Origin of the sequence: Terribacillus aidingensis (genome assembly GCF_900215625.1) — a bacterium.
GTDB lineage: Bacteria > Bacillota > Bacilli > Bacillales > Amphibacillaceae > Terribacillus > Terribacillus aidingensis.
Genome location: NZ_OBEK01000006.1, coordinates 114,595 through 139,608, shown reverse-complemented (window position 1 = coordinate 139,608; position 25,014 = coordinate 114,595). Strand labels below are relative to the sequence as shown.

At 44.4% G+C, this 25,014-nt stretch carries 19 protein-coding genes, 11 tRNA genes and 2 rRNA genes; 23 read left to right on the top strand and 9 right to left on the bottom strand.

Translation table 11 applies throughout. The annotated features are described in order from the left end of the window. From CRO17_RS16195 to CRO17_RS16180, 4 genes are all read left to right on the top strand, one after another. A 23S ribosomal RNA gene (locus CRO17_RS16195) occupies positions 1-126 on the top strand; the annotation flags it as partial. Positions 127-246: 120 nt separating this feature from the next. Continuing rightward, a 5S ribosomal RNA gene (rrf, locus tag CRO17_RS16190) occupies positions 247-359 on the top strand. Positions 360-387: 28 nt separating this feature from the next. Next, positions 388-462 (top strand) — tRNA-Asn (locus CRO17_RS16185). 3 nt (positions 463-465) lie between these two features. After that, positions 466-538 (top strand) — tRNA-Thr (locus CRO17_RS16180). A 535-nt stretch (positions 539-1,073) separates the two neighbouring features. On the opposite strand, the gene CRO17_RS16175 is transcribed toward CRO17_RS16180, so the two are convergent. The 3 genes from CRO17_RS16175 to CRO17_RS16165 are packed head-to-tail and all read right to left on the bottom strand — an operon-like array spanning position 1,074 to position 4,383. After that, positions 1,074-2,711, bottom strand: coding sequence for an FAD-dependent oxidoreductase (locus tag CRO17_RS16175; protein WP_097043508.1), 1,638 nt, complete (start codon positions 2,709-2,711; stop codon positions 1,074-1,076). Between the two features lie 12 nt (positions 2,712-2,723). Beyond that, complete coding sequence (locus CRO17_RS16170; RefSeq protein WP_097043507.1) at positions 2,724-4,022, bottom strand: arsenic transporter; 1,299 nt, start codon at positions 4,020-4,022, stop codon at positions 2,724-2,726. A gap of 13 nt (positions 4,023-4,035) precedes the next feature. Continuing rightward, on the bottom strand, positions 4,036-4,383 hold the full coding sequence (locus tag CRO17_RS16165) for an ArsR/SmtB family transcription factor (protein WP_097043506.1): 348 nt from the start codon (positions 4,381-4,383) through the stop codon (positions 4,036-4,038). Positions 4,384-4,514: 131 nt separating this feature from the next. Here CRO17_RS16165 and CRO17_RS16160 point away from each other — a divergent pair, with 131 nt between their 5' ends. Then, positions 4,515-4,727 (top strand): hypothetical protein, encoded by a 213-nt coding sequence (locus CRO17_RS16160; RefSeq protein ID WP_097043505.1) that lies wholly within the window; start codon positions 4,515-4,517, stop codon positions 4,725-4,727. On the opposite strand, the gene CRO17_RS16155 is transcribed toward CRO17_RS16160, so the two are convergent. Further along, positions 4,722-5,918: a cation:proton antiporter gene (locus CRO17_RS16155; RefSeq protein WP_097043504.1), complete on the bottom strand. Its 1,197-nt coding sequence runs from the start codon at positions 5,916-5,918 to the stop codon at positions 4,722-4,724. The genes CRO17_RS16160 and CRO17_RS16155 overlap by 6 nt on opposite strands. 181 nt (positions 5,919-6,099) lie before the next feature. On the opposite strand from CRO17_RS16155, the gene CRO17_RS16150 reads away from it, so the two are divergent. Together CRO17_RS16150 and CRO17_RS16145 are read left to right on the top strand one after the other, a co-directional pair. Further along, complete coding sequence (locus tag CRO17_RS16150; protein ID WP_097043503.1) at positions 6,100-6,816, top strand: YebC/PmpR family DNA-binding transcriptional regulator; 717 nt, start codon at positions 6,100-6,102, stop codon at positions 6,814-6,816. Positions 6,817-7,377: 561 nt separating this feature from the next. After that, positions 7,378-11,700 carry a S8 family serine peptidase gene (locus tag CRO17_RS16145; protein WP_097043520.1) on the top strand — a complete coding sequence of 1,441 codons (4,323 nt, stop codon included), beginning with the start codon at positions 7,378-7,380 and terminating at the stop codon, positions 11,698-11,700. Positions 11,701-11,737: 37 nt separating this feature from the next. Here CRO17_RS16145 and CRO17_RS16140 read toward each other — a convergent pair whose 3' ends face one another. Genes CRO17_RS16140 through gabT form a run of 3 tightly spaced genes read right to left on the bottom strand, consistent with a single transcriptional unit; the run spans position 11,738 to position 15,827 of the window. Next, positions 11,738-13,123 carry an NAD-dependent succinate-semialdehyde dehydrogenase gene (locus tag CRO17_RS16140; protein WP_097043502.1) on the bottom strand — a complete coding sequence of 462 codons (1,386 nt, stop codon included), beginning with the start codon at positions 13,121-13,123 and terminating at the stop codon, positions 11,738-11,740. Next, positions 13,107-14,504 (bottom strand): APC family permease, encoded by a 1,398-nt coding sequence (locus CRO17_RS16135; protein WP_097043501.1) that lies wholly within the window; start codon positions 14,502-14,504, stop codon positions 13,107-13,109. The genes CRO17_RS16140 and CRO17_RS16135 overlap by 17 nt, the downstream gene beginning before the upstream one ends. A gap of 15 nt (positions 14,505-14,519) precedes the next feature. Further along, entirely contained in the window at positions 14,520-15,827 is a 1,308-nt protein-coding gene (gene gabT / locus CRO17_RS16130) for a 4-aminobutyrate--2-oxoglutarate transaminase (protein ID WP_097043500.1), read from the bottom strand. 89 nt (positions 15,828-15,916) lie between these two features. Here gabT and gabR point away from each other — a divergent pair, with 89 nt between their 5' ends. Continuing rightward, complete coding sequence (gene gabR, locus CRO17_RS16125; RefSeq protein WP_097043499.1) at positions 15,917-17,341, top strand: MocR-like transcriptional regulator GabR; 1,425 nt, start codon at positions 15,917-15,919, stop codon at positions 17,339-17,341. Between the two features lie 49 nt (positions 17,342-17,390). Here the strand turns inward: gabR and CRO17_RS16120 are convergent, their stop codons facing one another. Then, a complete protein-coding gene (locus CRO17_RS16120) occupies positions 17,391-18,779 on the bottom strand; it encodes an NAD-dependent succinate-semialdehyde dehydrogenase (protein ID WP_097043498.1) in 1,389 nt (462 codons plus the stop codon). 315 nt (positions 18,780-19,094) lie between these two features. Here CRO17_RS16120 and CRO17_RS16115 point away from each other — a divergent pair. The 13 genes from CRO17_RS16115 (at position 19,095) to CRO17_RS16055 (ending at position 23,215) form a co-directional block, all read left to right on the top strand. Beyond that, positions 19,095-19,166 (top strand) — tRNA-Glu (locus CRO17_RS16115). Between the two features lie 7 nt (positions 19,167-19,173). Then, a tRNA-Val gene (locus CRO17_RS16110) sits at positions 19,174-19,249 on the top strand. Between the two features lie 98 nt (positions 19,250-19,347). Next, positions 19,348-19,423, top strand: a tRNA-Thr gene (locus CRO17_RS16105). Between the two features lie 8 nt (positions 19,424-19,431). After that, positions 19,432-19,517: transfer RNA gene (locus CRO17_RS16100), tRNA-Tyr, on the top strand. Positions 19,518-19,524: 7 nt separating this feature from the next. Then, a tRNA-Gln gene (locus CRO17_RS16095) sits at positions 19,525-19,598 on the top strand. Positions 19,599-19,627: 29 nt separating this feature from the next. Then, a tRNA-Lys gene (locus tag CRO17_RS16090) sits at positions 19,628-19,700 on the top strand. A gap of 35 nt (positions 19,701-19,735) precedes the next feature. Continuing rightward, a tRNA-Leu gene (locus CRO17_RS16085) sits at positions 19,736-19,815 on the top strand. A gap of 19 nt (positions 19,816-19,834) precedes the next feature. Beyond that, positions 19,835-19,909: transfer RNA gene (locus CRO17_RS16080), tRNA-Gly, on the top strand. Between the two features lie 3 nt (positions 19,910-19,912). Then, positions 19,913-19,985, top strand: a tRNA-Ala gene (locus tag CRO17_RS16075). A 120-nt stretch (positions 19,986-20,105) separates the two neighbouring features. Then, positions 20,106-20,570 carry a DUF2243 domain-containing protein gene (locus tag CRO17_RS16070; RefSeq protein ID WP_097043497.1) on the top strand — a complete coding sequence of 155 codons (465 nt, stop codon included), beginning with the start codon at positions 20,106-20,108 and terminating at the stop codon, positions 20,568-20,570. Beyond that, positions 20,560-21,324, top strand: coding sequence for a cytochrome c oxidase assembly protein (locus tag CRO17_RS16065; RefSeq protein ID WP_097043496.1), 765 nt, complete (start codon positions 20,560-20,562; stop codon positions 21,322-21,324). Before CRO17_RS16070 ends, CRO17_RS16065 begins: the two co-directional genes overlap by 11 nt. Before the next feature lie 117 nt (positions 21,325-21,441). Further along, complete coding sequence (locus CRO17_RS16060; protein WP_097043495.1) at positions 21,442-22,665, top strand: MFS transporter; 1,224 nt, start codon at positions 21,442-21,444, stop codon at positions 22,663-22,665. A gap of 58 nt (positions 22,666-22,723) precedes the next feature. Beyond that, positions 22,724-23,215 carry a hypothetical protein gene (locus CRO17_RS16055; protein ID WP_097043494.1) on the top strand — a complete coding sequence of 164 codons (492 nt, stop codon included), beginning with the start codon at positions 22,724-22,726 and terminating at the stop codon, positions 23,213-23,215. A 78-nt stretch (positions 23,216-23,293) separates the two neighbouring features. On the opposite strand, the gene CRO17_RS16050 is transcribed toward CRO17_RS16055, so the two are convergent. After that, entirely contained in the window at positions 23,294-23,455 is a 162-nt protein-coding gene (locus CRO17_RS16050; protein ID WP_245864829.1) for an aspartyl-phosphate phosphatase Spo0E family protein, read from the bottom strand. Positions 23,456-23,668: 213 nt separating this feature from the next. Here CRO17_RS16050 and sigW point away from each other — a divergent pair, with 213 nt between their 5' ends. After that, the gene (gene sigW, locus CRO17_RS16045) at positions 23,669-24,232 is read left to right on the top strand and encodes an RNA polymerase sigma factor SigW (protein ID WP_097043492.1); all 564 of its coding nucleotides are present in this window, start codon (positions 23,669-23,671) and stop codon (positions 24,230-24,232) included. Between the two features lie 13 nt (positions 24,233-24,245). Then, the gene (locus CRO17_RS16040; RefSeq protein ID WP_097043491.1) at positions 24,246-24,863 is read left to right on the top strand and encodes a zf-HC2 domain-containing protein; all 618 of its coding nucleotides are present in this window, start codon (positions 24,246-24,248) and stop codon (positions 24,861-24,863) included. Positions 24,864-25,014: the final 151 nt, after the last annotated feature.

Here is a 25,014-nt window from a genome sequence, read left to right as displayed (position 1 = left end):
AAGATGAGACTTCCCATCATTTTAAATGAGTAAGATCCCTCAGAGACGATGAGGTAGATAGGTTCGAGGTGGAAGCGTGGTGACACGTGCAGCTGACGAATACTAATCGATCGAGGACTTAACTAAAATGATTTAGTAAGTCAACGCCAAAGACCAAGCACTCCGGTGCTTGGCAGCGCATGAGATGTAAAAGCATGAAGTTTCTTATCTAGTTTTGAGGGTTCATTTAATTGAATCTTTGAATTGTCTGGTGGTAATAGCGAAGAGGTCACACCTGTTCCCATGCCGAACACAGTAGTTAAGCTCTTCAGCGCCGATGGTAGTTGGGTTCGCCCCGTGAGAGTAGGACACTGCCAGGCAATTTTTTTGTATACATATTTATATTGTTCCACAGTAGCTCAGTGGTAGAGCTATCGGCTGTTAACCGATCGGTCGCAGGTTCGAATCCTGCCTGTGGAGCCATTTGCTTCCTTAGCTCAGTCGGTAGAGCACCACCATGGTAAGGTGGGGGTCAGCGGTTCAAGTCCGCTAGGAAGCTTATCACGAAACCCTAGAGTTTTAATACTCTAGGGTTTTTTGATGCACATTTGAATACCGCAAATCTTTTGTAGTTTTCATATTGTTCAATATGCAATTAATCCTTTTCTTCTTGGACTATATACTTACATTACCTCTCGTTGTTTAATAACTATCTTATTCATTACTCAAAAAGGCCAAGTGTCTTTTCCTGGTCTTTTGATAACTATTAAAGGCAAACTATCTAGTTTGCTTGCATACCGTTGTTATTAGGATGGTTCAACTTGATATAATTGCTTACATCAGTCTTAGCTTGTTCAGTGGAGTTTTTTTATGTTATTCAGGATAATAGTGACTTTGCTTACGGGTAAGTACAATAGAAATTTCAGATACGAGGCAGGATAATCACAAGATCATGACATACCTCCTTATGGAATATCGTTAATATTAGCATATACATATGGTGTTTATGTATAGATGCTTACCTATTTCCCAAATCAATCGGAATACCTGGTACAATCTAAGAAAAGCCGCATACATCTTGTATGCGGCTTTTCTTACTTCCGGTATTTCTGATAGTTCTTATTCCCGCCAGATAAATTATATACATCTTCAAACCCCATATTGCGCAGAACGTTTTGTGCTGCGTTGCCCGTTACGCCGCTGTTGCAGTAGCAAAGGGTTGGTTTTGTTGGGTCGAGTTCTTTTGCCTTTTCCCGAAGCTCTGCTAGCGGGATATTGACGGCACTAGATACATGTGATGTATCGTATTGCGTTTTTGCTCGGGTATCAATGATTTGGAACTGCTCACCTTTTTCGAGCCTTTCCTGCAGCTGCTTTGGCGTTAGCAGTTTGTTTTGCTTTTTGATGGCGTTATCCAGTGCCATGCCAGTGTACATGACTGGGTCCTTTGTTGTACTGAACGGCGGGGCATAGGCTAGATCCAGATGAAACAGATCTTCTGCTTTTGCACCAAATGTCATAGCTGTTACAAATACATCGATGCGTTTATCTACACCTTCTTCTCCGATTGCTTGAACACCGAGCAGGCGCCCAGTAGCTCGGTCGGCAATTGCTTTAATGGTCAGTTCTTTCCCACCTAAATAAGGAGCGCGGGCAGGTTTAATATTGTGCAGTGTTTCAATATCGTAGCCATAGCTCAGAGCTTCTCTTTCATTCATACCTGTTTGCCCAATGGCTAGCTCAAACACTCGGACAATACCTGTCCCTAGTATTCCGCGGTGGGCAGATGTCCCGCCAGTAATAACATCCCCTGCAATGCGGCCCATTTTATTAGCAGTGGAGCCTAAGGGACGATAGATAGGCTTTCCTGTTAAAACAGAGAAGCTCTCAGCAACGTCGCCCACTGCATACACATCCGGCAAGTTTGTCTGCATTTTCTCGTTTACTGCAATTGCGCCTGTTTCACCAATCTTTACTCCAATTGATTCTGCTAAAGCGGTGTTTGGTTTTACACCAACAGCCAGGAAGACGATATCAGAAGCAATTGATTCTCCTTTTGAAGTCACAACTTCTGACTTGGTAATACGAACTGCTTCTTGTTCAAGCAACAGCTTTACACCATGCGCTTGCAGTGTGTCTGCAATTTGGTCAGCTATATCTTTATCCAAGTGCTTCATAACTTGATTACTGCGCTGGATCAGGTTTACTTCTACACCAAGTTGCGTGAGCTGTTCGGCCATTTCCAATCCGATATAACCAGCCCCTATGATAGTGGCTGTTTTTGGCTTTCTGGATTCAATAAACGTATCAATGGCGCCTGCATGCTGGATAGTGCGCACGTGGAAGACGTGCTCAAGCTCTGTTCCTTCCATAACAGGTGTAAGGGGTGTTGCGCCAGTAGCAAATACCAGCACATCATATGTGTCTGTCATTGTCTCTCCGGTAATTAAATTCTTAATCGTCAACGTTTTGCTGGCATGATTAATAGAAACTACTTCATGTCTTGTCTGAATAGAAACATTATAGCGTTTCTTAAAGAAAGCAGCGTCACGTGGATTGAGTGTTTCTAAATCCTCGACTTCCTCTCCAATAAAATAAGGAATGCCGCAAACGCTGTAGGAGATATCATAATCTCTGTCGTAGATACGAATGTCTGCTTCTTCATTGTTACGGCGTGCTTTTGCTGCGACAGAAGTGCCAGCTGCCACAGATCCGATAATGCGTATTTTCATCATATCTCTCCTTTAGTGGATAATGCGTAACCAAATATATAATCCTGTTAAAGTTAAGAACAAGGTAGGAATTGTTAAAATTATACCCGTCTTGAAATAGGTGCCCCATGAAATTTTGACACCTTTCTGCGAAAGTACATGCAGCCAAAGCAAAGTAGCCAAGGAACCTATTGGTGTAATTTTCGGTCCTAAATCGGATCCAATTACGTTCGCGTATATGAGAGCTTCCTTCAGCACACCAGTCGTATTTGTTTGCGAGATAGCGATCGCGTCTATCATAACGGTTGGCATGTTGTTCATAACAGATGAAAGAATAGCTGCAATAAAGCCCATGCCGAGTGTTCCGATAAACAGTCCTTCATCAGCAACATATTGAATGATATCAGCTAGTACGTCTGTCAGACCCGCATTACGTAAGCCATACACGACAACATACATACCAATCGAAAAGAACACGATATTCCACGGTGCTCCTTTGACTACCGTCTTTGTTTGCACTGCTGGACTGCGGCGTGCAATAAGCAGGAAGACAATCGCGATAGCTCCGGCAACAAAGGATACTGGAATATTGATGAACTCACAGACGAGATAACCAATCAGCAACAGCGCTAATACATACCAAGATAGTTTGAACAATTTCTTATCTTTAATTGCTGATCGGGGTTCTTTCACTGCTGTTACATCATAGACAGCTGGTATACGTTTCCGGAAAAACAAATAAAGCACAAGGATGCTAGCACCAAGAGAAATGAAATTCGGTACAATCATTCGTGAGGCATACTCCAGGAACGTAATATCAAAAAAGTCGGCAGATACGATGTTCACCAAATTACTTACAACAAGCGGTAAAGATGTAGTATCTGCAATAAATCCGCTTGCTATGATGAAAGGAAAGACAAGCGCTTCATCAAGGCGCAGCGCCCGGACCATTGCCAATACAATCGGTGTTAATATTAATGCAGCTCCGTCATTGGCGAAGAAAGCAGCAACTACGGCACCGAGCAGACAGACAAAAACGAACATTTTCGTGCCGTTTCCTTTGGCTGCTGCAGCCATATGCAAGGCAGCCCATTCAAAGAAACCGATGGCATCCAGGATAAGGGAGATAAGAATAATTGCTACGAAGGCCAGCGTTGCATTCCAGACGATTGTGGTTACTTCCCATACGTCGCTAAAATCAACAACACCGACTAGCAAAGCAAGCACTGCACCAGCACAAGCGCTATAGCCGATATTCAGATTTTTCGGCTGCCAGATAATGAGTACTAGAGTAATTAAAAAAATAAGACAGGCTAAAACAGTGGTTATCATTTGTAAATTGCTCCTAACTGCAAGTAATTGCTTCTGCTTTGTGCCGAAGCTGTATAAGTTGTTCATCTTGCGTATCCAGCTGTGCCAGGACATTTTTTACGAGCGCGTTTTGTGAACAGGATGGATCAAATCGATAATAGCGCCATTGTCCGCGCTTTTCTTCGATAACCAGACCAGCTTGCCGGTACTTGCGCAAATGCTGGCTAACAGCTGGCTGGCTAATGTCAAACATCTCAACAAGCTCACACACACAGTATTCTTTCTCCGCAAGCAGCTTTAATAACAGCAGTCGAGTTGGATCATGCAGAATCTTTAGAGTTTCTGTTAGAGTTTCCATAGACAAGGGTTTTGCAGTTACCATATGTAATACCTCCTTTCACTGTCAGTATATAAGCAGATTGTTATATAAAGCAATCGTTATATATTAAAATGTAGGAAATATATGATAAGTAAAAGACGAGAAACAAGTAAACTTAGAAAGGAGGTGTTCATGTGATTTTAAATAAAGGCGGCCAACTGAGTCCGGCATATTTTCTTTCTTATTTAGAACTAGTAATGAACTCCAGGCAATGCAGCAGAGCAGAAGCCTACGAGATCGTTTTTATTCGATTGTTTGACCAAGACAAAAACAAACTTGGACCTGATAGCTATCTAGCTTTCGAAACAGCATACATGAAGTTCAGCAAAAAGTCGGGATCCTTATGAGGATCCCGACTTTTTAAGGATGAGAGAAAGCGGATAGATGATGATAGTCTGCACTACAAGTGATAGAAGTACAGCACCGAATGATAGTGACAATATATAATGATCAGATGACAGCTCCACTTGCAGCGTTAACAGAAGTACGATGCTCATCGTTCCTCTTACTCCAGCAAATGTAAGGATGGTTGCACCTTTCCAGAAGACCAGTTTGCGCCATTTCTGTTTTGGTAAAGCGATTAATACTAAAACAACAAATCTTACTGCTATGGATAGTAAGAAGATTAGCAGGAATAAGCCGAAATGCTTCCATTGGATATATTGCATGGACACAATACCGAGTACAATGAATACCAAAGACAAAATGGTTGGCTCAATAATGTTCCAGAAGCCTCCTTGAATGCGCCGGCTTTGTTCTTCATCATCCGCTTTCTGCAGCTCATAAGAAAACATAATACCGCTTGTTACAGTAGCTAATACTCCGGAAAAACCGAAGACCTCAGCTAAATAAAAGCTTCCGTAAGCAACGATGATACTTACCATGACCTGATAAGTGTGGTTTTTCAAGATATGAATATTCTTCGATAATAGCCAGCCCAACACGAGGCCGATTAAGACACCGCCCAAGGATACAGTTAGAAATTCTTTGAATAGATGCATGAAAGAAAAGGACTTTCCTGCTGTATACATGTTAGAGACAATTGTAAAGATGACAACACTTGTCCCATCATTAATCATGGATTCACCCTCAAGATTGGCTGTGTATTTTTTATTAATGTCCGATTCCTCTAAAACGGATTCTACAGATACAGGATCCGTTGGTGTGAGAATAGAGGCGATGACTAGTGCGCCGATTAAAGAGATTGTGGTAAATAATGAGCCTATGCCCCAGACAGCCAATCCGAGCAGCAAGGCTGTGATAAACAATCCCAATGTGCTCAAGAGGCCGAAAAAAGGACCGAATTTCTTTACAGATTTAAATGAATACCGATATGCCGAGATGAATAAAAGTGCTGGCAGGAAACCTTTGTAAATTAGCTCCCGGCTGATTGTTACATCTGAAAAATAAGGTATGAAGGATAAAATAACTCCTGTTACAACTAAAAGCAGCGGAACAGGCAGCTTCTGTTGTTTCTTATCCAGAGAAAAGAAGATGTAGCCTATTGCAAGAAAAATGATTAAATGATCTGGTGTCATGGCCAGCCGCCTTTCTATACTTCTGTATTGGTTCCCTTTATTACATAACCGGAAAACGACTATGTTAACCATTCATGTCGAGCAGCCCTAGTTTTAGTACACTGCGTTTTGCGTTATAATGGTATCAGCAATCATCATTTCACAAACAGTTTTAAAATAGATTGAAAGAGAGTGTTCATCAATGGGACGTAAATGGAACAATATCAAAGAGAAGAAAGCTTCAAAGGATGCCAATACGAGCAGGATCTATGCGAAATTCGGCCGTGAGATCTATGTTGCAGCCAAACAGGGCGAACCAGATCCAGAGGCGAACCAAGCGCTGAAATTTGTATTAGAGCGTGCAAAAACGTATAACGTGCCGAAAGCAATTATCGAGCGTGCGATCGAGAAAGCGAAAGGCGGCGGCGAAGAAAACTACGACGAGATGCGTTATGAGGGTTTCGGTCCAAATGGCTCTATGATTATTGTCGATGCACTGACAAACAATGTAAACCGTACAGCGCCAGAGGTTCGTGCTGCATTTGGTAAAAACGGCGGTAACATGGGCGTCAGCGGCTCCGTTGCTTACATGTTTGATGCCACAGCTGTTATCGGAATTGAAGGTAAATCTTCAGATGAGGTACTGGAAATTCTAATGGAAGCTGACGTGGATGCGCGTGATATTCTGGAAGAAGATGAAGCAGTCATCGTTTACGCAGAGCCAGATCAATTCCACGCAGTACAGGAAGCGCTCAAAGGAGCTGGTATTGAAGAGTTCACCGTTGCAGAACTTTCCATGCTGGCACAAAACGATGTCACACTAGATGCAGAAACACAGGAGCAGTTTGAGAAGCTAATCGATGCACTTGAAGATCTTGAGGATGTGCAGCAGGTTTATCATAATGTTGATTTAGGTTAACAGGAAAAAGCTTAGAGCCATATAGGGGCGCTAAGCTTTTTTTATTTACATGACTTCTATCCTGTTTCTATAAATCCAATATATCATGTTTAGGTAATTAGGTGGTTTTTAAGGCACTTTCTGCAAAACATTATTGCAGCAAGTTTGTTAGCATTCTAGTAAAGGAACATTCCCAGTATTTAGCGGCATACCATTCAAATAGTACGATTTTGGTAAGACAAAGACAGTAACTGTGCGCAAGTTGAGGAAGATAATCTTCACTACTTTGCAAGCTTTCCTCTATGTTCAAGGACTATCGTCCGGTTACTATGGATGCTATTCCTAGCTTTTCAGAAGTTCCCACTCTTAATTAACTGAAAATTATTACTATTATCACGCAGGATTTCTGATCTTCTATGCATATGCTCCCCTTTTTTCCGCCTTCTCTTCCCGAAACCGACATATTCTCGTAAGCTAGAGTATAACATCTGAGCGAATTTACACAATCTGTCATTTCGGAGAATGGAGGTGCAAGTGGTTTGTATCGGGAAGCAATCAATTAAAAAGGGAGCGAGTGAGAACATGCAGAAACGTATGACAAAGTGGCTCAGTATTTTAGCGGTCGGGATTTTCCTTTTGTCTTTGTTTTCTCCTACAGCTTCACGAGCACAGTCTTCTGAGCGAACTTCTGTGAAAGCGAGTGAAGGTGTAGCAGCGAAAGTGGACAAAGATGTTACGTCGCAATTCAAAGCGGACGAACAGGTGACGTATTTGGTGAAACTGAAGGATCAGGCTAATACGAAGAAAGCTGCGGAATTAGCAGTAGAGAAGGCGCAAAAGCAGTCTGCTAGTCTTTCAGCAGAAGAGACGAAGCGGATTCAGAATTCTGCTGTTGTAAGTAATTTACGTGCAACCGCGGATGCTTCCCAAGCGAACTTGCTTGATTATTTGAAGCAAGCGAAGGATAAGGGCGTTGTAAAAACGTATGACACTTATTATATCGTGAATGCACTAAAGGTGACGAGCACGAAAGGTGTCATGGAGGATCTGGCTGCTTCAGAGGAAGTAGAGAAAATCCTTCCCAACAGAGAGCGAAGAATCCTTGAACCAACGAAAGCGGAAGAAAAGAAGGTTGCTGCTTTAGCTGAAGAAGTAGAAGCATGGGGTGTAGAAAGAGTAGGAGCGCCTGCAGTTTGGCAGGAAACAGGATTAGATGGTACCGGTATTGTTATTGGCGGATTAGATACGGGTGTCCAATATGACCACCCAGCGTTATTAGAAAAATACCGCGGCTATAATCCGGCTGATCCCGATAATGTAACACATGAATTCAACTGGTATGATGCGGTTGACGGAGAAGCTGTCCCGTATGATGACTTGGATCATGGTACACATACAATTGGTACAGCAGTCGGTGCTGCAGCAGATGACACTGCTGATATCGGTGTTGCGCCGGGTGCAAAATGGATAGCAGTAAAAGCATTCCATCCAGATACTGGCCAAGGGCAGACGACGGACGCTATTCTCTTGGATGCGGCTGAATGGATGCTCGCTCCTAAGGATGAAGCAGGGACACCGCATCCAGAGAAGGCACCCGATATTATCAATAACTCTTGGGGCGGCGGTCCAGGCTTAGATGAGTGGTACCGGGATGTTGTGCAGTCATGGCGGGATGCGGGTATTGTCCCGGTGTTTTCTGCAGGAAATGGCGGTGATGGAGATGCAACAGTTTCTGCACCTTCCAATTATCCAGAGTCCATCGCTGTAGCAGCAACAGACAGTGAAGATGGATTAGCAAGCTTCTCTTCCCGCGGACCTTCTCCATATGAAGGAGAAATAAAGCCTGATATTGCAGCGCCAGGGGTAAACATTTACTCCTCTGTCAGCGGCAGTGATTATAGTGCTGCATTTAGCGGAACATCCATGGCAGCTCCGCATGTAAGCGGTGTAATTGCGTTGCTACTGCAGGCTGATAGCTCACTCACTGTAGACGAAATTGAGACAATTTTGTATGACACAGCGGAAAGACAAACAAACAGTGACTATCCAGATGAAATCAATGAAGGCTTCGGTCATGGTATTGTGAATGCTTATTTAGCGGTATCTTCTATCGCTTCCGGTGTTGGCGAGATTAACGGAAGTGTTTATCAGGACGGAGATGACCAAGAAGCGGCAGTAATTACCCATGAAGCAATTGAAGGAGTATATCAAGGTGTAGCAACACCGCTCACAGCAGCCGTAACAGATAATGTAAGTGCTGATACAGTGACACTTCAATACAAGAAAGATGAAGGAGAATGGCAGACAGTTGAGGCGTCGCTTGTGGAAGGGAATGCAGCAAGCGGAACATATCAAGCAGTGCTGCCTGCGGATGCGACAACAGGTTCTGCGTTAGCTTATAAATTTGTTGTGACAGACTTTGGTGGCAACACGTCTGAGACGGACGTATTTGACGTGGAGCTGCTAACGCCGTTAACCGTCGGCTACACACAGGATTTTGAAGAAGAGCCGGCTGGCTGGACGTCATTTGGCGACCAGAATTCGTGGGAATGGGGAGCGCCAGCTGCTGGACCTGAAGCAGCCGCTTCAGGAGAGAAGGTTTATGGTACAGGTGCTTACCTAAACAATTCTGATGCCACATTGCTTGCTCCGCCGGTGGCCGTGCCAGAAGACGGAGAAACGTACTTGCAGTTCCAATCATGGTTTGATTTAGAGAGAAACTATGATTACGGGCACGTTGTTGTATCGACAGACAAGGAGAACTGGGAGCAGGTAGGTTCATATAATGGTTCCAACGGTGATTGGACTGCAGATCAAGTGAATTTGAGTGATTACGCAGGACAGACAGTTTACGTTGGTTTCCATATAGAGTCGGATGCTAGTGTCAGTAAGCAAGGCTGGTATATCGATGATGTAGCCATTTCAGATACTTCCAATGCTTCGGCATCAATTATGAAAGGCACGAAGAAGGTAAAAGACGATGCGAAGCAGATCACAGAAAGTGCGAAGGGCAAGAAAAAGGTAAAAGAGAAAAAACTCACACCAACACCAATTCGAAATGTACAAGGTCCAGCACTGCCAGATGGACAGGCAGATAATACAGAAATAAGCCCTGCAGCACTGCCAGTTGATGCGACAGTAACGGTGCAGGAAACAGGAAGAAGCGTTCAAACTGACCCAGCAGACGGCAGCTACCGTCTATTGCAGGCTGCAGGGGACGTCACATTGGAAGCTTCCGCATATGGCTTTCATTCCAGCACAGCTCCTGTCACTGTTTCTGAGGGGACAGCTGTTACACAGAACTTCACACTAGATCCAATTGCAGAGGGGACTGTAACAGGTAAAGTCACGAATGCGCAGACTGGAGAAGCCGTTGAAGGAGCAAAAGTTTATGTGGTCGAAGACGCCGCCGTGCCGCCAGTGGAAACAGATGAAAATGGCGTATACACGCTCTCTGCTTATGAAGGGACATATACACTTAAAATTACCGCTGCATCCTTTAAAGGAGCAGAGCTGGAAGTAACGGTGACTGCGGATGAGACAGCAGAGAAACATGTTGAGCTGGAGCCATTTATCGGTTTTGCTGGTGAGATTGGCTACGATGATGGTACAGCTGAGAATGCCAAAGCCTACTTTGATGCAGGTAACGGCTGGGCTGTGAAATTTACGCTGGCGGAAGGGCAGTCTTCTGCACTTGTCACGGGCGGCTTATTCCGATTCTGGGATGAAAGCTTCCCAACACCAGGCGGCACTGATTTTGCAGTTGAGATATATGATGATTCTGGAGAAGATGGAACACCAGGTAAAAAGCTAGCCGGACCAATAGCTGGCGAAGCACTCCGTAATGGAGAATGGACGCAGCTCGATTTGTCCGGAGAAGGAGTAGTAGTAAATTCTGATTTCTATATTCTGTACGTACAAACAGTTGCGAATCCAAATACTCCGGCGTTAGCAATAGATGAAGATGGTGAATTCTCCGGCCGCAGCTTGCAATACGTTGGCGGAGAATGGAGTTCTGTACCTGCAGCAGAAGGCAACTATATGATTCGCGCGCTTGTTGACTATGAGGCAGAAGCGCCAGTGATTACATCTCCTGCATCAGACACAGTTACGAAGGACAACAAAGTGACAGTGGAAGGAACTGCTTCACCAGGCGGGGCCGTAGAAGTCAGCAATAACGGAGAGGCCGTTGCATTGGTAGAAGCAACAGACGAAGGGACGTTTGCAGCTGAAGTGGAGCTGGCGGAAGGGGAGAACAGCTTAACAGCTGTGACGAAGCTAGAAAACGGAAGTACTGCACCGTCAGAAGCTGTTACTGTTATCCGTGATCAAACAGCACCTGAACTGAGCATTACAGCTCCTGAGGATGCTAGCAAAACAAATAAGGAGACTGTCACTGTAACAGGTGCAGTGACAGATGAATATTTGGATAAGTTGACAATCAATGGTGCGAAAGCAGATGTGAAAGAAGACGGCACATTCTCCAAGCGTATTCTTTTGGAGGAAGGTGCAAATGAAATAAAGGTAGTTGCAGCAGACCAGGCAGGCAACAAAACGAAACAGGTAATTAAATTGGAGGCAGATTACACAGCGCCAGTACTGGAAAATGTGCAGCCAGCTCAAGATACGAACTTGCAGCCTGGGGAGACTGTTGTTATTTCCTTCGAGTCAGAACCTGGCCTGGAAGATGCGACCTTCTATTTGAAGGCTCCGCTGACGAATTTCCGGACAACAGCACAAGCAACCGAACTGCCAATGCGAGAGACGGAAGAGGGCCATTATGTAGGCTACTGGACAGCAACTTCTTCTTTGAAGCTGGACGGAGCGGACATTGTTTTGAAAGCAACAGATGCATTTGGCAACGAGACGGAAGCAACAGCGTCAGGAAAAGTATTTGTAGAATAAACAAGGAAGGACCCGTCATCTCGACGGGTCCTTCTTCTTATATGCCGATTGAAATATATTTTGTTTCTAAATAAGGTTCAATCCCTTCGATCCCGCCTTCGCGGCCGATGCCGCTTTCCTTCATGCCGCCAAACGGAGCTTGTACAGCAGATGGACCGCCGTCATTCCAGCCGACAATTCCGTATTTTAAGTTCTCCGCGATATACAGACCGCGGCGATAGTTTTCGGTGAAGAAATAAGCTGCTAAGCCGAATGGCGTGTCATTAGCCAAACGGATTGCTTCGTCAATGTCAGAATAAGTTGTAATTGGTGCGACGGGTCCGAAGGTTTCTTCGTGCATGATAGCCATGTCATCTGTTACTTGGTCCAGAACAGTTGGATGGACAAAATAATACCCTTTCTGATCATCTGAAAGGTATGTTCCGCCAGTACAGACGACAGCACCCTTTTTCTGGGCATCTTCGACTTGGGATACAATTTTATTGAAGCCTTTTTTATTAATAATTGGCCCAATATCCACATCCTCGGTTCCTGCACCGACTTTCAATTCGGAGACAGCTTTTGTGAATAGACGGACAAATTCCTCTTTAACAGATGTGTGCACCAATAGTCTGTTGGCACATACACAAGTTTGCCCGGCATTTCGGAACTTGGATGCAACAGCCTGTTTAACTGCATGATCTATATCAGCGTATTCATCAACTATTAATGGCGCATGTCCGCCGAGTTCCATGGAAATATGCTTGATAGAATCGGCACTTTGTTTCATTAGTTGTTTCCCAACAGACGTGGAACCGGTAAAGGAAATTTTGCGAATAAGAGGGTGTTCTGTAAATAGCTTCCCAATTTCTTCGCTATTGCCGTTAACATATTGCATAACATCTTTTGGTATACCGGCTTCATAAGCAAGTTCCACCAAGCGTATAGCCGTCAGGGGTGTATCAGGGGCTGGTTTTATTAAGAATGTACAGCCAGCTGCTAATGCGGGTGCAGCTTTTCTTGTAATCATTGCCGCTGGGAAATTCCATGGTGTAATCGCTGCGACTGGGCCGACAGCCTCGCGTGTCACGAGCATGCGCTTATCTGTAGTAGAAGCGGGGATCGTGCGCCCGTAAACCCGTTTAGCTTCTTCAGCGAACCATTCAATATAACCGGCAGCGTACAATACTTCACCTTCTGCTTCTTTGAGCGGTTTACCGTTTTCAGCTGTCATTAAGGCAGCAAGTTCGGACTTGTTGGCTAAAATCAAATCATACCATTTACGTAATAAGGAACTTCTTTCCGCAGCACTCGTCTTCGACCATTGCAGAAACGCTGTGTGAGATGCTGTGATTTTCTCCTCAATTGCTGAAAGTGAGTCTGTTTCGACATCGGCTATAAAATCGCCGGTGCCTGGGTTATAAACTTTAAGCGTGTTTGTCATTGGCGATACTCCTTTCCGGTGAAGAAGCTTCTAGCTTACGATTTGTTATCACATAAAGAACAAGGCCGATAATTGTCCAGCCGATTAGCATCATCCATTCATAAGGCCACACGAGGGCAGCAGGCATTCCAGGGAGGTAAAAACTAAGGAATAAGAAGCTCATAACGACAGCCCCAGATCCAATTGTGCGCCAGTACTTGATTTTATACGGCCTTTTCAAATCTGGCTCCATTTTGCGTAAACGAAGGAAGGCAAGTGCCACGAGCATATAGCCCACAATCATACCAACTCCTCCAGCATTAACGATCCAGACAAGGGCAGGACGCCCGAGTAATGGTGCGAAAAATGCCATGGCACCAAGAAACAGAATGGCATTTGTAGGAGTACCGTACTTTGGGTGAATATACATAAACCATACTGGAATCATCTTTCGATCTGCCATTGCATATAGAATGCGACTGGCACCGATAATAAAGGCGTTCCAGCTGGTAATGATACCAGCTACACCGCCAATTACCAGGATGGTGCCAAATACTTGGCTGCCAAATAGGGCTGCCATGGCATCAGCTGTTGCCAAACTGGAGTTTTCTAATTGTGCTTGAGGAAGTGCTGCTGACACACCATATACAATTAATAGATAAAATAACACAGCACAAACGATAGAAATCATTAAGATGCGTGAAATAGTCTTGGCGGGTGCATCTATCTCCTCGGCAACTTGCGGAACAACATCAAAGCCAACAAATAAGAATGGCACCATGACAAGAACTGTAATTACACCCGCTGTACCATCCGTGAAAAAGGGCTGTAAATTAGCAGAGCTGCCATTAATGGATGCACCAAACAACAATAGAATTGCTGTTGCAATCATGAGGACGGTAAAGACTGACTGGAAGATTGCTGCGGGCTTAGCGCCGATGTAGTTAAGGAGTGTCAGCAAAAGAGCCCCGCCTGATCCAATTAATACCCAGGTAGTATAAACAGGCCAATCATTTAATGTCCAAAGGTGACCGACGTGATGTACTGGCACAACGTAATCAATGACAGTCGGTAATGCTACAGCTTCAAACGTAATAACTGTTACATAACCAGCAAGAACGGACCAAGCTGCAACGAAACCTAGTTTTCTTCCATAAGCGCGATTAACAAAAACTAAACCGCCACCTGTTTCTGGCATAGAAGAGGAAAGTTCGGCATACGTCAAACCGATGAGGCAAATAAGTAATCCTCCAAGTGCAAAGGCAATAATACTGCCAAGAAATCCGGCATTGATAATCCAATCTCCAGATAAAACAACCCAACCCCATCCGAGCATAGCTCCTACTGCGAGAAAAATGACATCTGTTTTTGACATCGTCTTCTTTAATTGCTGTTTGGACATAGACAGTCTCCTTTATTACATGGATTCCAATGCTTCTTCAATAACCGTAAGGCCTTCATTAAGTTGTTCATCTGTTATAACAAGCGGGCTGAGGAAGCGAATGACATTTCCTTTGATGCCTGCGGTTAAGAGAAGCAGGCCATGTTCATTGGCATAAGCAGCTACCTTGGAAGCTGTGTCTTTATCTGGTTTTTTACTATGACTATCCTTTACAAATTCGATAGCGGCCATCGCGCCAAGTCGTCTTATATCCCCGATAAAGTCGAAACGTTCTTTCCAGCGATTGGCGGTTTGCTCAATTTTCTTGCCGATATATTCTGCTCTTTCATTCAGGTTCTCAGATTCAATAATGTCCAATACAGCTAACGCTGCGGCACAACCGAGCGGGCTTCCGGCATATGTACCTCCTAATTCACCTGGATTGGATGCATCCATCATCTCTGAATGACCTATTACGCCGCTGATAGGTACACCTGCTCCAAGGGATTTTGAGACGGTGATTAAGTCTGGCACAACATCAAAATGCTCAACAGCAAAATGTTTTCCCGTTCTGCCAAAGCCAGTTTGAATTTCATCAGCTACAAAAACAATTCCATGCTCTTTACAGAAAGATACAACAGACTGGACAAATCCCTTGGAAGGAACAATAAAACCGCCTTCCCCTTGTACAGGTTCCATCACCACACAAGCAACGGTTTCCGGTGCAACTTGAGATACGAAGAAGTCCTGGAACTGCTCAATCATAAGTGCTTCATACGCAGCTTCTGTCATATTGTCTGGACGTTGGTAGCTGTATGGATATGGTGCTTGGTATACTTCTGGCGCGAATGGACCATATCCGAATTTATAAGGCTTTACTTTACTTGTCATACTCATTGCTAAATTTGTACGTCCATGGAATCCGCGATTAAACGTCACGACCGCTTGCCTGCCGGTGTATTTACGAGCAATCTTCACGGCGTTTTCTACAGCTTCTGCACCAGAGTTAAGAAAGATTGCTTTTTTAGGGAACGTACCAGGAGTTATAGCACAAAGCTTCTCAGCAAGTTCAATATAGGAAGCATACATCATGACGTTAAATCCTGGGTGAGTAAAAGCGTCAGCTTGTTCCTTGATCGCTTCGACTATTTTAGGATGACTGTGCCCAACGTTCATTGTGCCAATCGCACCTGCGAAATCAATAAATCGCTTTCCGTCTTGATCAAATAGGATGGCTCCTTCTCCTTTGACTGCGATGGATCTATTACTATTGCTGACACCTCGAGCGACGTATTTGTCTCGTTTTTGCTGAAGCAGCAATGTTTCGTTTGTTAAAGTTGGCATTCTCCCACATCCTTTTTCGGTATTTTTTTTATTTTCAAACTTTTTCTGTATAATGAAAAGTACCAAAATAGAATTTTTTATGGTACCAGATGGAAGGAGGCGTTGCTGCATTGCTGCAACTAGACAGAAAACGGAGTCAAGGTTACTTATATCAGCAAATCTATCAGCAGATAAAACAAGCTATCCTAGAACGGCAGTATAAGCCGCATGATAGACTCCCTTCTAAAAGAGAACTTGCGACGACACTGAGGATCAGTTTGAACTCTGTTAACGCTGCTTATCAGCAGCTTGTTGCAGAAGGCTATCTTTATACACGTGAAAGACTAGGCTTTTTTGTAGAGGAGCTCGATTCATTTTATGTTAAGCCAAAAAATCAAGATTCGGATATTCCTCCTCATTTGCTGGAAGTACAAAAAACAGAGGGTTTAAAGAAGTATTTCTCGCATATGAGCGCGGACATTCATATGTTTCCGCTGGAAAAGTGGCTATCCTGTGAGGAACAAGCACTGAAAAAGAAAAAGAAGCTGCTGGAAGAGTACATTGACCCGCAGGGTGTATATAGTGTGCGCCAGACAATCGCCCGCTTTCTGTCACAGTCACGAGGCGTGCGCTGTTATCCCGAACAAATTGTGCTTGGCTCTGGTACGCAGCTCCTGACTCGCCAATTAACCAAGCTACTGCCGAAAGACACGATATATGGTTTAGAGGAGCCAGGTTATCAGCGGATGTATCAGTTGTTAAAAAGTGAGGATAGAAGCATCACATCATTAGAGATAGATTGGAAAGGTATTCGCATTGATGCCTTGCAAGCAAGTATGGCTAATGTGCTTTTCACTACACCATCCCACCAATTTCCGACGGGAGCAATCATGCCGATTTCCCGTCGTATTCAACTCCTCAATTGGGCAAATTCGGCACCGGACCGATATATCGTGGAGGATGATTATGATAGCGAGTATAAATATGACGCAGACTCCATTCCATCACTGCAAGGAATGGACGGAGCCTCTCGGGTTATTTACATGGGCTCTTTCTCAAAGTCTCTTTTACCAGGACTAAGAATGAGTTACATGGTATTACCTATACCGCTTCTGGAGATGTACAGAAGATCATTGCATTTCTTAATGTCTTCCTGCAGTACAATTACGCAACTCACACTGCAGGCTTTTATTGAAACTGGTGAATATCAAAAGCACATCAAGAAAACGACAAAATTATATCGTATACGGCGTGCCATGCTAATTGATAAGTTGCTGGATAAATTCGGTGATTGTATTTCTGTCGAAGGTGAGAAATCAGGGCTGCACTTTTTAGTATCCTTCGATATAGATAGAACAGAAGAACAAATAAAGAGGCAGGCAGAAGAGAAGGGGCTGCTGTTATATGGGATTAGCCGTTTTTACAATCAGTCAGTCCCACCCCGGAAACCGACACTTATTCTCGGATTCGCCAATATGCGAACAACTGATATGGATGAAGCAGTGGGGTTGCTATGGGAAGCGGTATTTAACTAAAGATAACAGTATAAGAAGAAGGACCCGTCGGGATGACGGGTCCTTCTTCTTATATGCCGATTGAAATATATTTTGTTTCTAAATAAGGTTCAATCCCTTCGAACCCGCCTTCGCGGCCGATGCCGCTTTCCTTCATGCCGCCAAACGGAGCTTGTACAGCAGATGGACCGCCGTCATTCCAGCCGACAATTCCGTATTTTAAGTTCTCCGCGATATACAGACCGCGGCGATAGTTTTCGGTGAAGAAATAAGCTGCTAAGCCGAATGGCGTGTCATTAGCCAAACGGATTGCTTCGTCAATGTCAGAATAAGTTGTAATTGGTGCGACGGGTCCGAAGGTTTCTTCGTGCATGATAGCCATGTCATCTGTTACTTGGTCCAGAACAGTTGGATGGACAAAGAAGCAGCCTTTATCGGTATCGGCGTCAAAGGTACCGCCAGTAAGTACTTTCGCGCCTTTGGACTTGGCATCATTGATTTGAGCTGTTATTTTATCAAAGCCCTTTTTATTGATGACTGGACCAATTGCAACATCTTCTTCTGTGCCTGGGCCGACTTTTAAATTAGCTGCCGCTTTTGTGAACGTAGTTGTGAACGCTTCTTTGACTGATTCATGAACGAGCAGCCGATTCGCGCATACACATGTTTGTCCGGCGTTGCGGAACTTGGAAGCTAGAGCATGGTCTACAGCTCTATCAATATCTGCATGTTCATCGACGATAAGCGGAGCGTGTCCGCCGAGTTCCATGGATACATGTTTTACGCTATCAGCGCTTTGTTTTATGAGCAGCTTTCCTACAGGAGTGGAACCGGTAAAGGAGATTTTACGGATATACGGATGCTCGGTGAAGATCTTACCAACTTTTTCACCGTCGGCATTTGTGTATTGCATAACATCTTCTGGAATTCCGGCTTCATGCGCCAATTCTACCAGTCTGATAGCTGTTAGTGGTGTATCTGGTGCAGGCTTAATAATGAATGTACAGCCAGCAGCCAGTGCGGGTGCTGCTTTTCTTGTAATCATTGCCGCTGGGAAATTCCATGGTGTAATCGCTGCGACTGGGCCGACAGCCTCGCGTGTGACGAGCATGCGCTTATCTGTAGTAGAAGCGGTTATCGTGCGGCCGTAAACCCGTTTGGCTTCTTCGGCGAACCATTCAATATAACCGGCAGCGTACAATACTTCGCCTTCAGCTTCTTTAAGCGGTTTACCGTTTTCAGCTGTCATTAAGGCGGCAAGCTCCTCTTTATTTTCGATAATCAAGTCATGCCAGGCACGAAGCAGCTTGCTGCGATGTGTAGCAGAAGTTTTGGACCAGTCTGGGAAAGCTCGATGAATTTTTTTGATTTTGTCATCGATTATTTTATCTGAATCAATTTGTACTTTCTCAATTAATTCTCCGGTAGCTGGATTTGTTACATCGAAAGTATGTGTCATTTTGTATGCTCCCTTTCCGTTTTTTTATAGCAAATGACTAGCAATTAAATTTTCTATCTATAAAAGAAATTATATCTTTTTCTCTATATTCCTGTTTTGGAAGCAAAATATGCAGGGATATAAGAGAATGTTATAGAGGCTAAAAACATTGATATGACGCGGTTTATATAGACTTATTGGAGAGTGAGAGAGGGGGTTATTTATCAGAATAAAAAGAAATCTATAAAATAGGTTTACAAATGGTTGCATCCCTGTATATAATAACTCTTGTCAGTTTCGAGTTACGAAAAACACACGATGACAAACAGACAATCTGGCCCGTTGGTCAAGCGGTTAAGACACCGCCCTTTCACGGCGGTAACACGGGTTCGAATCCCGTACGGGTCATCAAGTTGGAGGATTAGCTCAGCTGGGAGAGCATCTGCCTTACAAGCAGAGGGTCGGCGGTTCGAGCCCGTCATCCTCCACCACTTGCTTGATAAAAAACATTGAAAAAGATGTTGACAAGCTAAACACCACATGTTAAGATATCATTCGTGGCGGTTGGAACAAACAAATTTAATAACACGCCGGTCTAGCTCAATTGGTAGAGCAACTGACTTGTAATCAGTAGGTTGGGGGTTCAAGTCCTCTGGCCGGCACCAGATAGTTTGGAGGGATAGCGAAGTTGGCCAAACGCGGCGGACTGTAAATCCGCTCCCATCGGGTTCGTAGGTTCGAGTCCTACTCCCTCCACCATCTATATTGGGCTATAGCCAAGCGGTAAGGCAACGGGTTTTGGTCTCGTGATCGTTGGTTCGAATCCAGCTAGCCCAGCCATTTGATTTCTTATACAATAGAATGTTTTTGAGCCATTAGCTCAGTTGGTAGAGCATCTGACTTTTAATCAGAGGGTCGAAGGTTCGAGTCCTTCATGGCTCACTTTATAGATCAGTTCTTGTAACTGCTTCTATTGCGCGGGTGTGGTGGAATTGGCAGACACGCTAGACTTAGGATCTAGTGCTTCGGCGTGGGGGTTCAAGTCCCTCCACCCGCATCATAAATACTTCTGCAGGGCGGAAGTAGTTCAGTGGTAGAACACCACCTTGCCAAGGTGGGGGTCGCGGGTTCAAATCCCGTCTTCCGCTCCACATGGGGCCTTAGCTCAGCTGGGAGAGCGCCTGCTTTGCACGCAGGAGGTCAGCGGTTCGATCCCGCTAGGCTCCATCCATATAAGTCGTCCGATAGGGCGGCTTTTTTATTTGCACAGGAGACATACTCCTGTGCTTTTTTTGTTTATCCCAGCATCTCTGGGGAAAAATAGTTGAAGAGATGTTAACCGGAGGGATGAAGATGGAGAAAAAGCATACATATAATCGAAGAAATTGTTTTTCGGGTTTATTATTTGGTTTTGGATTAGCTGCATTTGTTGATGAAGCTGTTTTTCATCAGCTGCTGCATTGGCATCATTTTTATGACCTGTCTTCTACTAGCTGGGGGCTGATCTCCGATGGCTTTTTCCATGCTTTCAGCTGGTTTGCAACAGTCGGCGGTTTGTTCTTGCTGGCAGATTTGCGCAGACGCAAACAGATGATACCAAAGCTGTGGTGGGGAATGGTTCTTTTAGGAAGTGGGATTTTTCAGGTGTATGATGGTGTCATCCAGCATAAGGTAATGCGGCTTCATCAAATTCGTTATGGTGTAGATAATCTCTTGTATTATGACTTCGTTTGGAATGGTGCAGGAGCAGTGCTGCTGATTCTGGGAGTTTTGCTTGTCTGGCTATCCAGGAGGAAAAAGCATGCACAATGATAAGCTGGCTTTGATCATGGCTTTCTTAGCGATTCTGGGCTATTTGCTGGCAATGAAATTTTCAGCGAGAAAGTTTGAAGCTTGGCCCATTCATCGGCTTCTCCTATTTAGCAGTGGTGTAGCAGTTGGAGTTCAGGCTCTTGCTGGGCCAGTAGCGATGCATGCACATCACAGTTTTGTTTTCCATATGATAGGTCATTTGCTGCTTGGTATGATTGCTCCGCTGCTAATCGCTTTGTCGCGTCCTGTAACGCTGCTTCTCCGCGCACTGCCGCAAAAGCGAGGGCAAACTGTATCCCGTCTATTTCGCAGTATGTATGCTCGTTTTCTAATTCATCCTGTTACTGCCGCTGTATTAAATATCGGCGGTCTGTGGGTTCTGTATACCACTTCTTTGTACCAGTATATGCATCAAGCGAATTGGGTGTCATTCTTGGTTCATGCGCATGTATTTGCAGCTGGATACTTGTTTACGATGGCCATGCTGTATACGGATCCGGTTCCTTATCGAAAAAGCTATCTTTTCCGCGCTTTTGTGTTCGTCGGGGCGCTGGCAGGACACGGAATATTGTCCAAATACCTTTATGCGAATCCGCCTATAGGTGTGGAAGCTGCTGCGGCTCAAGAGGGAGCAGTATTGATGTACTATGGCGGTGATCTGGTTGACCTTATTTTAATCGTGCTTCTGTGCTGGCAATGGTACCAGACCGCAGCACCGGATCATAAATTATCTGCAAGCAAAGCTGCTGAATAAAGCAGCTTTTTTCATGTTTCGCAAAATATTCGGCAAAATACTTCTGTAAACGATTTACAAGGTGTCAAGACACATGTAAACTAATGGTGTTAAATACTAGAACATAGAGGTGCTGGAATGGAACATACAGTAGAGGGGCGTCAAAAGACAAGTAAGCCAATGTCCGAGCGCAAGCTGCTTGGAATTGTTGGTACTGGCTGGTTATTTGATGCAATGGATGTAGGTATTTTATCTTTTATTATCACTGCGCTGACACTGGATTGGGGTCTATCCTCGCAGCAAGCGGGCTGGATTGGCAGCGTAAATAGTATCGGTATGGCTGTTGGAGCTTTTGTGTTTGGTATTATGGCGGATAAAATTGGCCGCCGAACGGTATTTATGATAACGATCTTAATCTTTTCTATTTGCAGCGGCTTGTCTGCTCTAGCTGCTTCTTATCTGATTTTTATTGTCCTTCGCTTCTTTATTGGCGCAGGGCTTGGCGGGGAGCTGCCGGTAGCTTCTACGCTTGTGTCCGAGTCTGTAGCGCCGGAAAGGCGTGGGCGTATGGTTGTTTTACTGGAAAGTTTCTGGGCAGTCGGCTGGCTGGCAGCAGCAATTATTTCTTATTTCGTCATTCCAGCTTTCGGCTGGCGGGTTGCGCTCCTGCTGACAGCAATTCCAGCTCTTTTTGCCGTGCTGCTTCGCAAGAATCTCCCAGACTCTCCTTCCTATACGAATTTAAAGGAGAAGAAATCAGCCGCGGCAGGAATTCGGCAGCTGCTGGCAAAAGGATTTGCGAAAAGAAGCGCGATGCTTTGGATTGTTTGGTTCTGTATAATGCTTAGTTATTATGGCATGTTCTTATGGCTGCCTAGTGTAATGGTGGAAAAGGGATTTGATATGGTACGCAGCTTTGAGTATGTGATGATTATGACGCTTGCGCAGCTACCGGGTTATTTTTCGGCAGCATGGCTTATTGAGAAAGTTGGACGCAAGCCAATTTTAATTATCTATTTAATCGGTACAGCAATAAGTGCGGTGTTGTTTGGTAATGCGGAATCTGCTGCCATGCTTTTGACATCAGGTATGCTGCTTTCCTTCTTTAATCTTGGAGCGTACGGCATTCTTTACGCGTACACGCCTGAGCAGTACCCAACGGCTGTTCGGGCGACGGGGTCCGGTGTTGCAGCAACAGCCGGAAGGATTGGCGGTATTCTCGGACCGCTGTTAATTGGCTATCGAGGAACGCTTGGTTTGTCTGTGAGTGCTGTTTTTCTTCTGTTTTGTGTGACAGTTTTAATAGCGGCAGCAGCTGTCTGGCTGCTTGGAGAAGAGACGAAAGGCAAAACGCTTGCTTGATGCGCTATTTCTCTCTTGTATGGTAAAGTAGAGCGAGAGCACGAAGGAGGTTGACGCTTTGTTTTCCATACAAGATTATACCGAGGCGGTAAGCGTTTCATTAGAAAAACATGCAGAAGATGTGATAGCCGAGTTAAAACAAATATTTCAGCTGCCGTTTCTCCCGGAAGTAGAGAAGATTGCCTTTCGATTCTTCAAAGAGCCAATGGCATTTGAACTGACCATTATGTATTATGCGCTTGATGCTGATGGCAAGGAGCGTTATTACGAAGAAATGGGCGATAAATATGCTGGCGGCAGTGAAGAAGTAGCCGAAGAGATCCCTTATTTTCAGCTGCCTGACCGTGCAACTGACAGCTTTGAAGCTTTTCGTGAATTGCAGGAAGATGCCGTGGAGAAAGCGGATGAACAAGTGATGATTGCTTGGTTCAGTGAATGTTATAAGCGAGCTGGCGGAGAGGCGTTTTCATTAGAGGTGAGTGTAGGTTTTCATGACGACGTAAAGGCCTATTTCATTAAGCGCGGAGAATGGGCGGAAGATCGCCGTTAAAAAGTACGTACCTGGAGTACGTGCTTTTTTTGTGCAAAAAAAATAACAGCTTATCTCTGCATAGCAGGCTGTTATTCACTAAATATGTCTTCTTTGTTTTTCGTATTCGTTTAGCAGGTGATCCAGCTGAACACTTGCGGTAATGACGGCGTCAGATGTTAGCGGAAGACGGCGGGACAAATCAAGCATACGGCTGCGGGTCTGTTCAATTTTTTCCAAAATATTGTCTGCAGTAATCATTTTTACCTCCATAATCTGATATACTATTTCTCGTTAAGAAGAGAATACCCTGTCTTATTTTAATTAAAACACTAAATTTATAAAAAAAAAAAGAAAAAAGATAAAAACTGTTGCGGGCATCATTTAAGGGTTTTAAGATATTTTTTGTGAAAGTGAAACCTTTTCAGAACGTCATTCGTTATTAAGAAGCCGCAGTTTGGCGGGAGGATTTTCATGGAGAACATCATAAAACATCATATAAAGAACGTCAAGAAGGGTGATCAAGCTGCTTTTGAGGAGATTGTTTCCTTTTATCAGAACAAGGTATACCATATTGTATTCCGAATGATAGGAGACACTTACGAAGCGCAGGATATAGCCCAGGAGGCATTTATCCGTGCTTACACCAACATTCATTCTTTTGATGAGAACCGGAAATTCTCCACATGGCTTTACCGGATTGCGACAAATCTAAGTATTGACCGCTTGCGGAAGAAAAAGCCGGATTATCATCTGGATGCAGAGGTAAAGGGTACGGAAGGATTGGATATGTACTCGCAGCTTGCAGCCGATCAGGCTCTTCCTGAGGAAGAAGTTCAGAACATGGAACTGCAGAGTAATATCCATAAAGAAATTCTATCCCTGCCGCCCAAATATCGCGGTGTCATTGTGCTGCGGTTTCTAGATGACTTGTCATTAGCGGAGATCGGCGAAATCCTGGACCTTCCACTCGGAACAGTGAAGACCCGAATCCATCGTGGCAGAGAGCTGTTAAGGAAAAAATTGCGCCACGTGTAAAGGGGGGAGACGCATGAATTGCGAAGAAAGCCAGAAGCTTATGCATCAATATCTGGATGGTGATGCATCGGAAGAGGAAGCGCAGCTTCTTCGGGAGCATCTGCATGCATGTCCAGACTGCCAACAGCATTATCAGGAACTCAAACAAACAGAGAGTCTGCTCAGCGGTGCTGCCTATGAGTTAAGTGCACCTGCTGCATTTACAGACAGTGTGATGGCAAAATTACCGAAGGAAAAGAAGCGTGTCGGTTATATGAGATGGTTCCGAACACATCCTGTCCTCACTGCAGCAGCGGTATTCTTCCTGTTCATGTTCACAAGCGTATTTTCTGCTTGGAATAATGATGCTAGTGTTAGCGTTTCGAAACAAGAGGGATTGATTGTAGAAAATGATCTCGTTATTGTTCCAGAAGGCGTGACGGTCGAGGGGGACCTAGTCGTGGAAAATGGCGATTTGGATATTAGAGGAGAAGTTGATGGAGATGTCACGATCCTCAACGGAGATCTTCTGAAAGGCGCCGGTGCGGAAGCAAATATGGCAGCGGCAGATAATATAACAGGTGAATACCAAGAGATAGACCAAATGTTTGGCTGGTTATGGTTTCACATGAAACAAGCTTTTACATTTTAATACAAATTTCCAGAGCTGCTTTTTAGAAGCGCTCTTTTTTTTACCCGAATTATTGGCGGTACAGGCCTGTATTACGTTAAGATAACAGGGTACAGTAAAGGGGAAACAGCCCTCCCGTTCGGAAGCGACTGCCGCCAGGGAACTGTGCTAT

Coding starts and splice junctions, on each gene's coding strand:
- CRO17_RS16175 (WP_097043508.1), bottom strand. CDS start 2,711: ATGAAAATACGCATTATCGGATCTGTGGCAGCTGGCACTTCTGTCGCA.
- CRO17_RS16170 (WP_097043507.1), bottom strand. CDS start 4,022: ATGATAACCACTGTTTTAGCCTGTCTTATTTTTTTAATTACTCTAGTA.
- CRO17_RS16165 (WP_097043506.1), bottom strand. CDS start 4,383: ATGGTAACTGCAAAACCCTTGTCTATGGAAACTCTAACAGAAACTCTA.
- CRO17_RS16155 (WP_097043504.1), bottom strand. CDS start 5,918: ATGACACCAGATCATTTAATCATTTTTCTTGCAATAGGCTACATCTTC.
- CRO17_RS16150 (WP_097043503.1), top strand. CDS start 6,100: ATGGGACGTAAATGGAACAATATCAAAGAGAAGAAAGCTTCAAAGGAT.
- CRO17_RS16145 (WP_097043520.1), top strand. CDS start 7,378: ATGCAGAAACGTATGACAAAGTGGCTCAGTATTTTAGCGGTCGGGATT.
- CRO17_RS16140 (WP_097043502.1), bottom strand. CDS start 13,123: ATGACAAACACGCTTAAAGTTTATAACCCAGGCACCGGCGATTTTATA.
- CRO17_RS16135 (WP_097043501.1), bottom strand. CDS start 14,504: ATGTCCAAACAGCAATTAAAGAAGACGATGTCAAAAACAGATGTCATT.
- gabT (WP_097043500.1), bottom strand. CDS start 15,827: ATGCCAACTTTAACAAACGAAACATTGCTGCTTCAGCAAAAACGAGAC.
- gabR (WP_097043499.1), top strand. CDS start 15,917: ATGGAAGGAGGCGTTGCTGCATTGCTGCAACTAGACAGAAAACGGAGT.
- CRO17_RS16120 (WP_097043498.1), bottom strand. CDS start 18,779: ATGACACATACTTTCGATGTAACAAATCCAGCTACCGGAGAATTAATT.
- CRO17_RS16070 (WP_097043497.1), top strand. CDS start 20,106: ATGAAGATGGAGAAAAAGCATACATATAATCGAAGAAATTGTTTTTCG.
- CRO17_RS16065 (WP_097043496.1), top strand. CDS start 20,560: ATGCACAATGATAAGCTGGCTTTGATCATGGCTTTCTTAGCGATTCTG.
- CRO17_RS16060 (WP_097043495.1), top strand. CDS start 21,442: ATGGAACATACAGTAGAGGGGCGTCAAAAGACAAGTAAGCCAATGTCC.
- CRO17_RS16050 (WP_245864829.1), bottom strand. CDS start 23,455: ATGATTACTGCAGACAATATTTTGGAAAAAATTGAACAGACCCGCAGC.
- sigW (WP_097043492.1), top strand. CDS start 23,669: ATGGAGAACATCATAAAACATCATATAAAGAACGTCAAGAAGGGTGAT.
- CRO17_RS16040 (WP_097043491.1), top strand. CDS start 24,246: ATGAATTGCGAAGAAAGCCAGAAGCTTATGCATCAATATCTGGATGGT.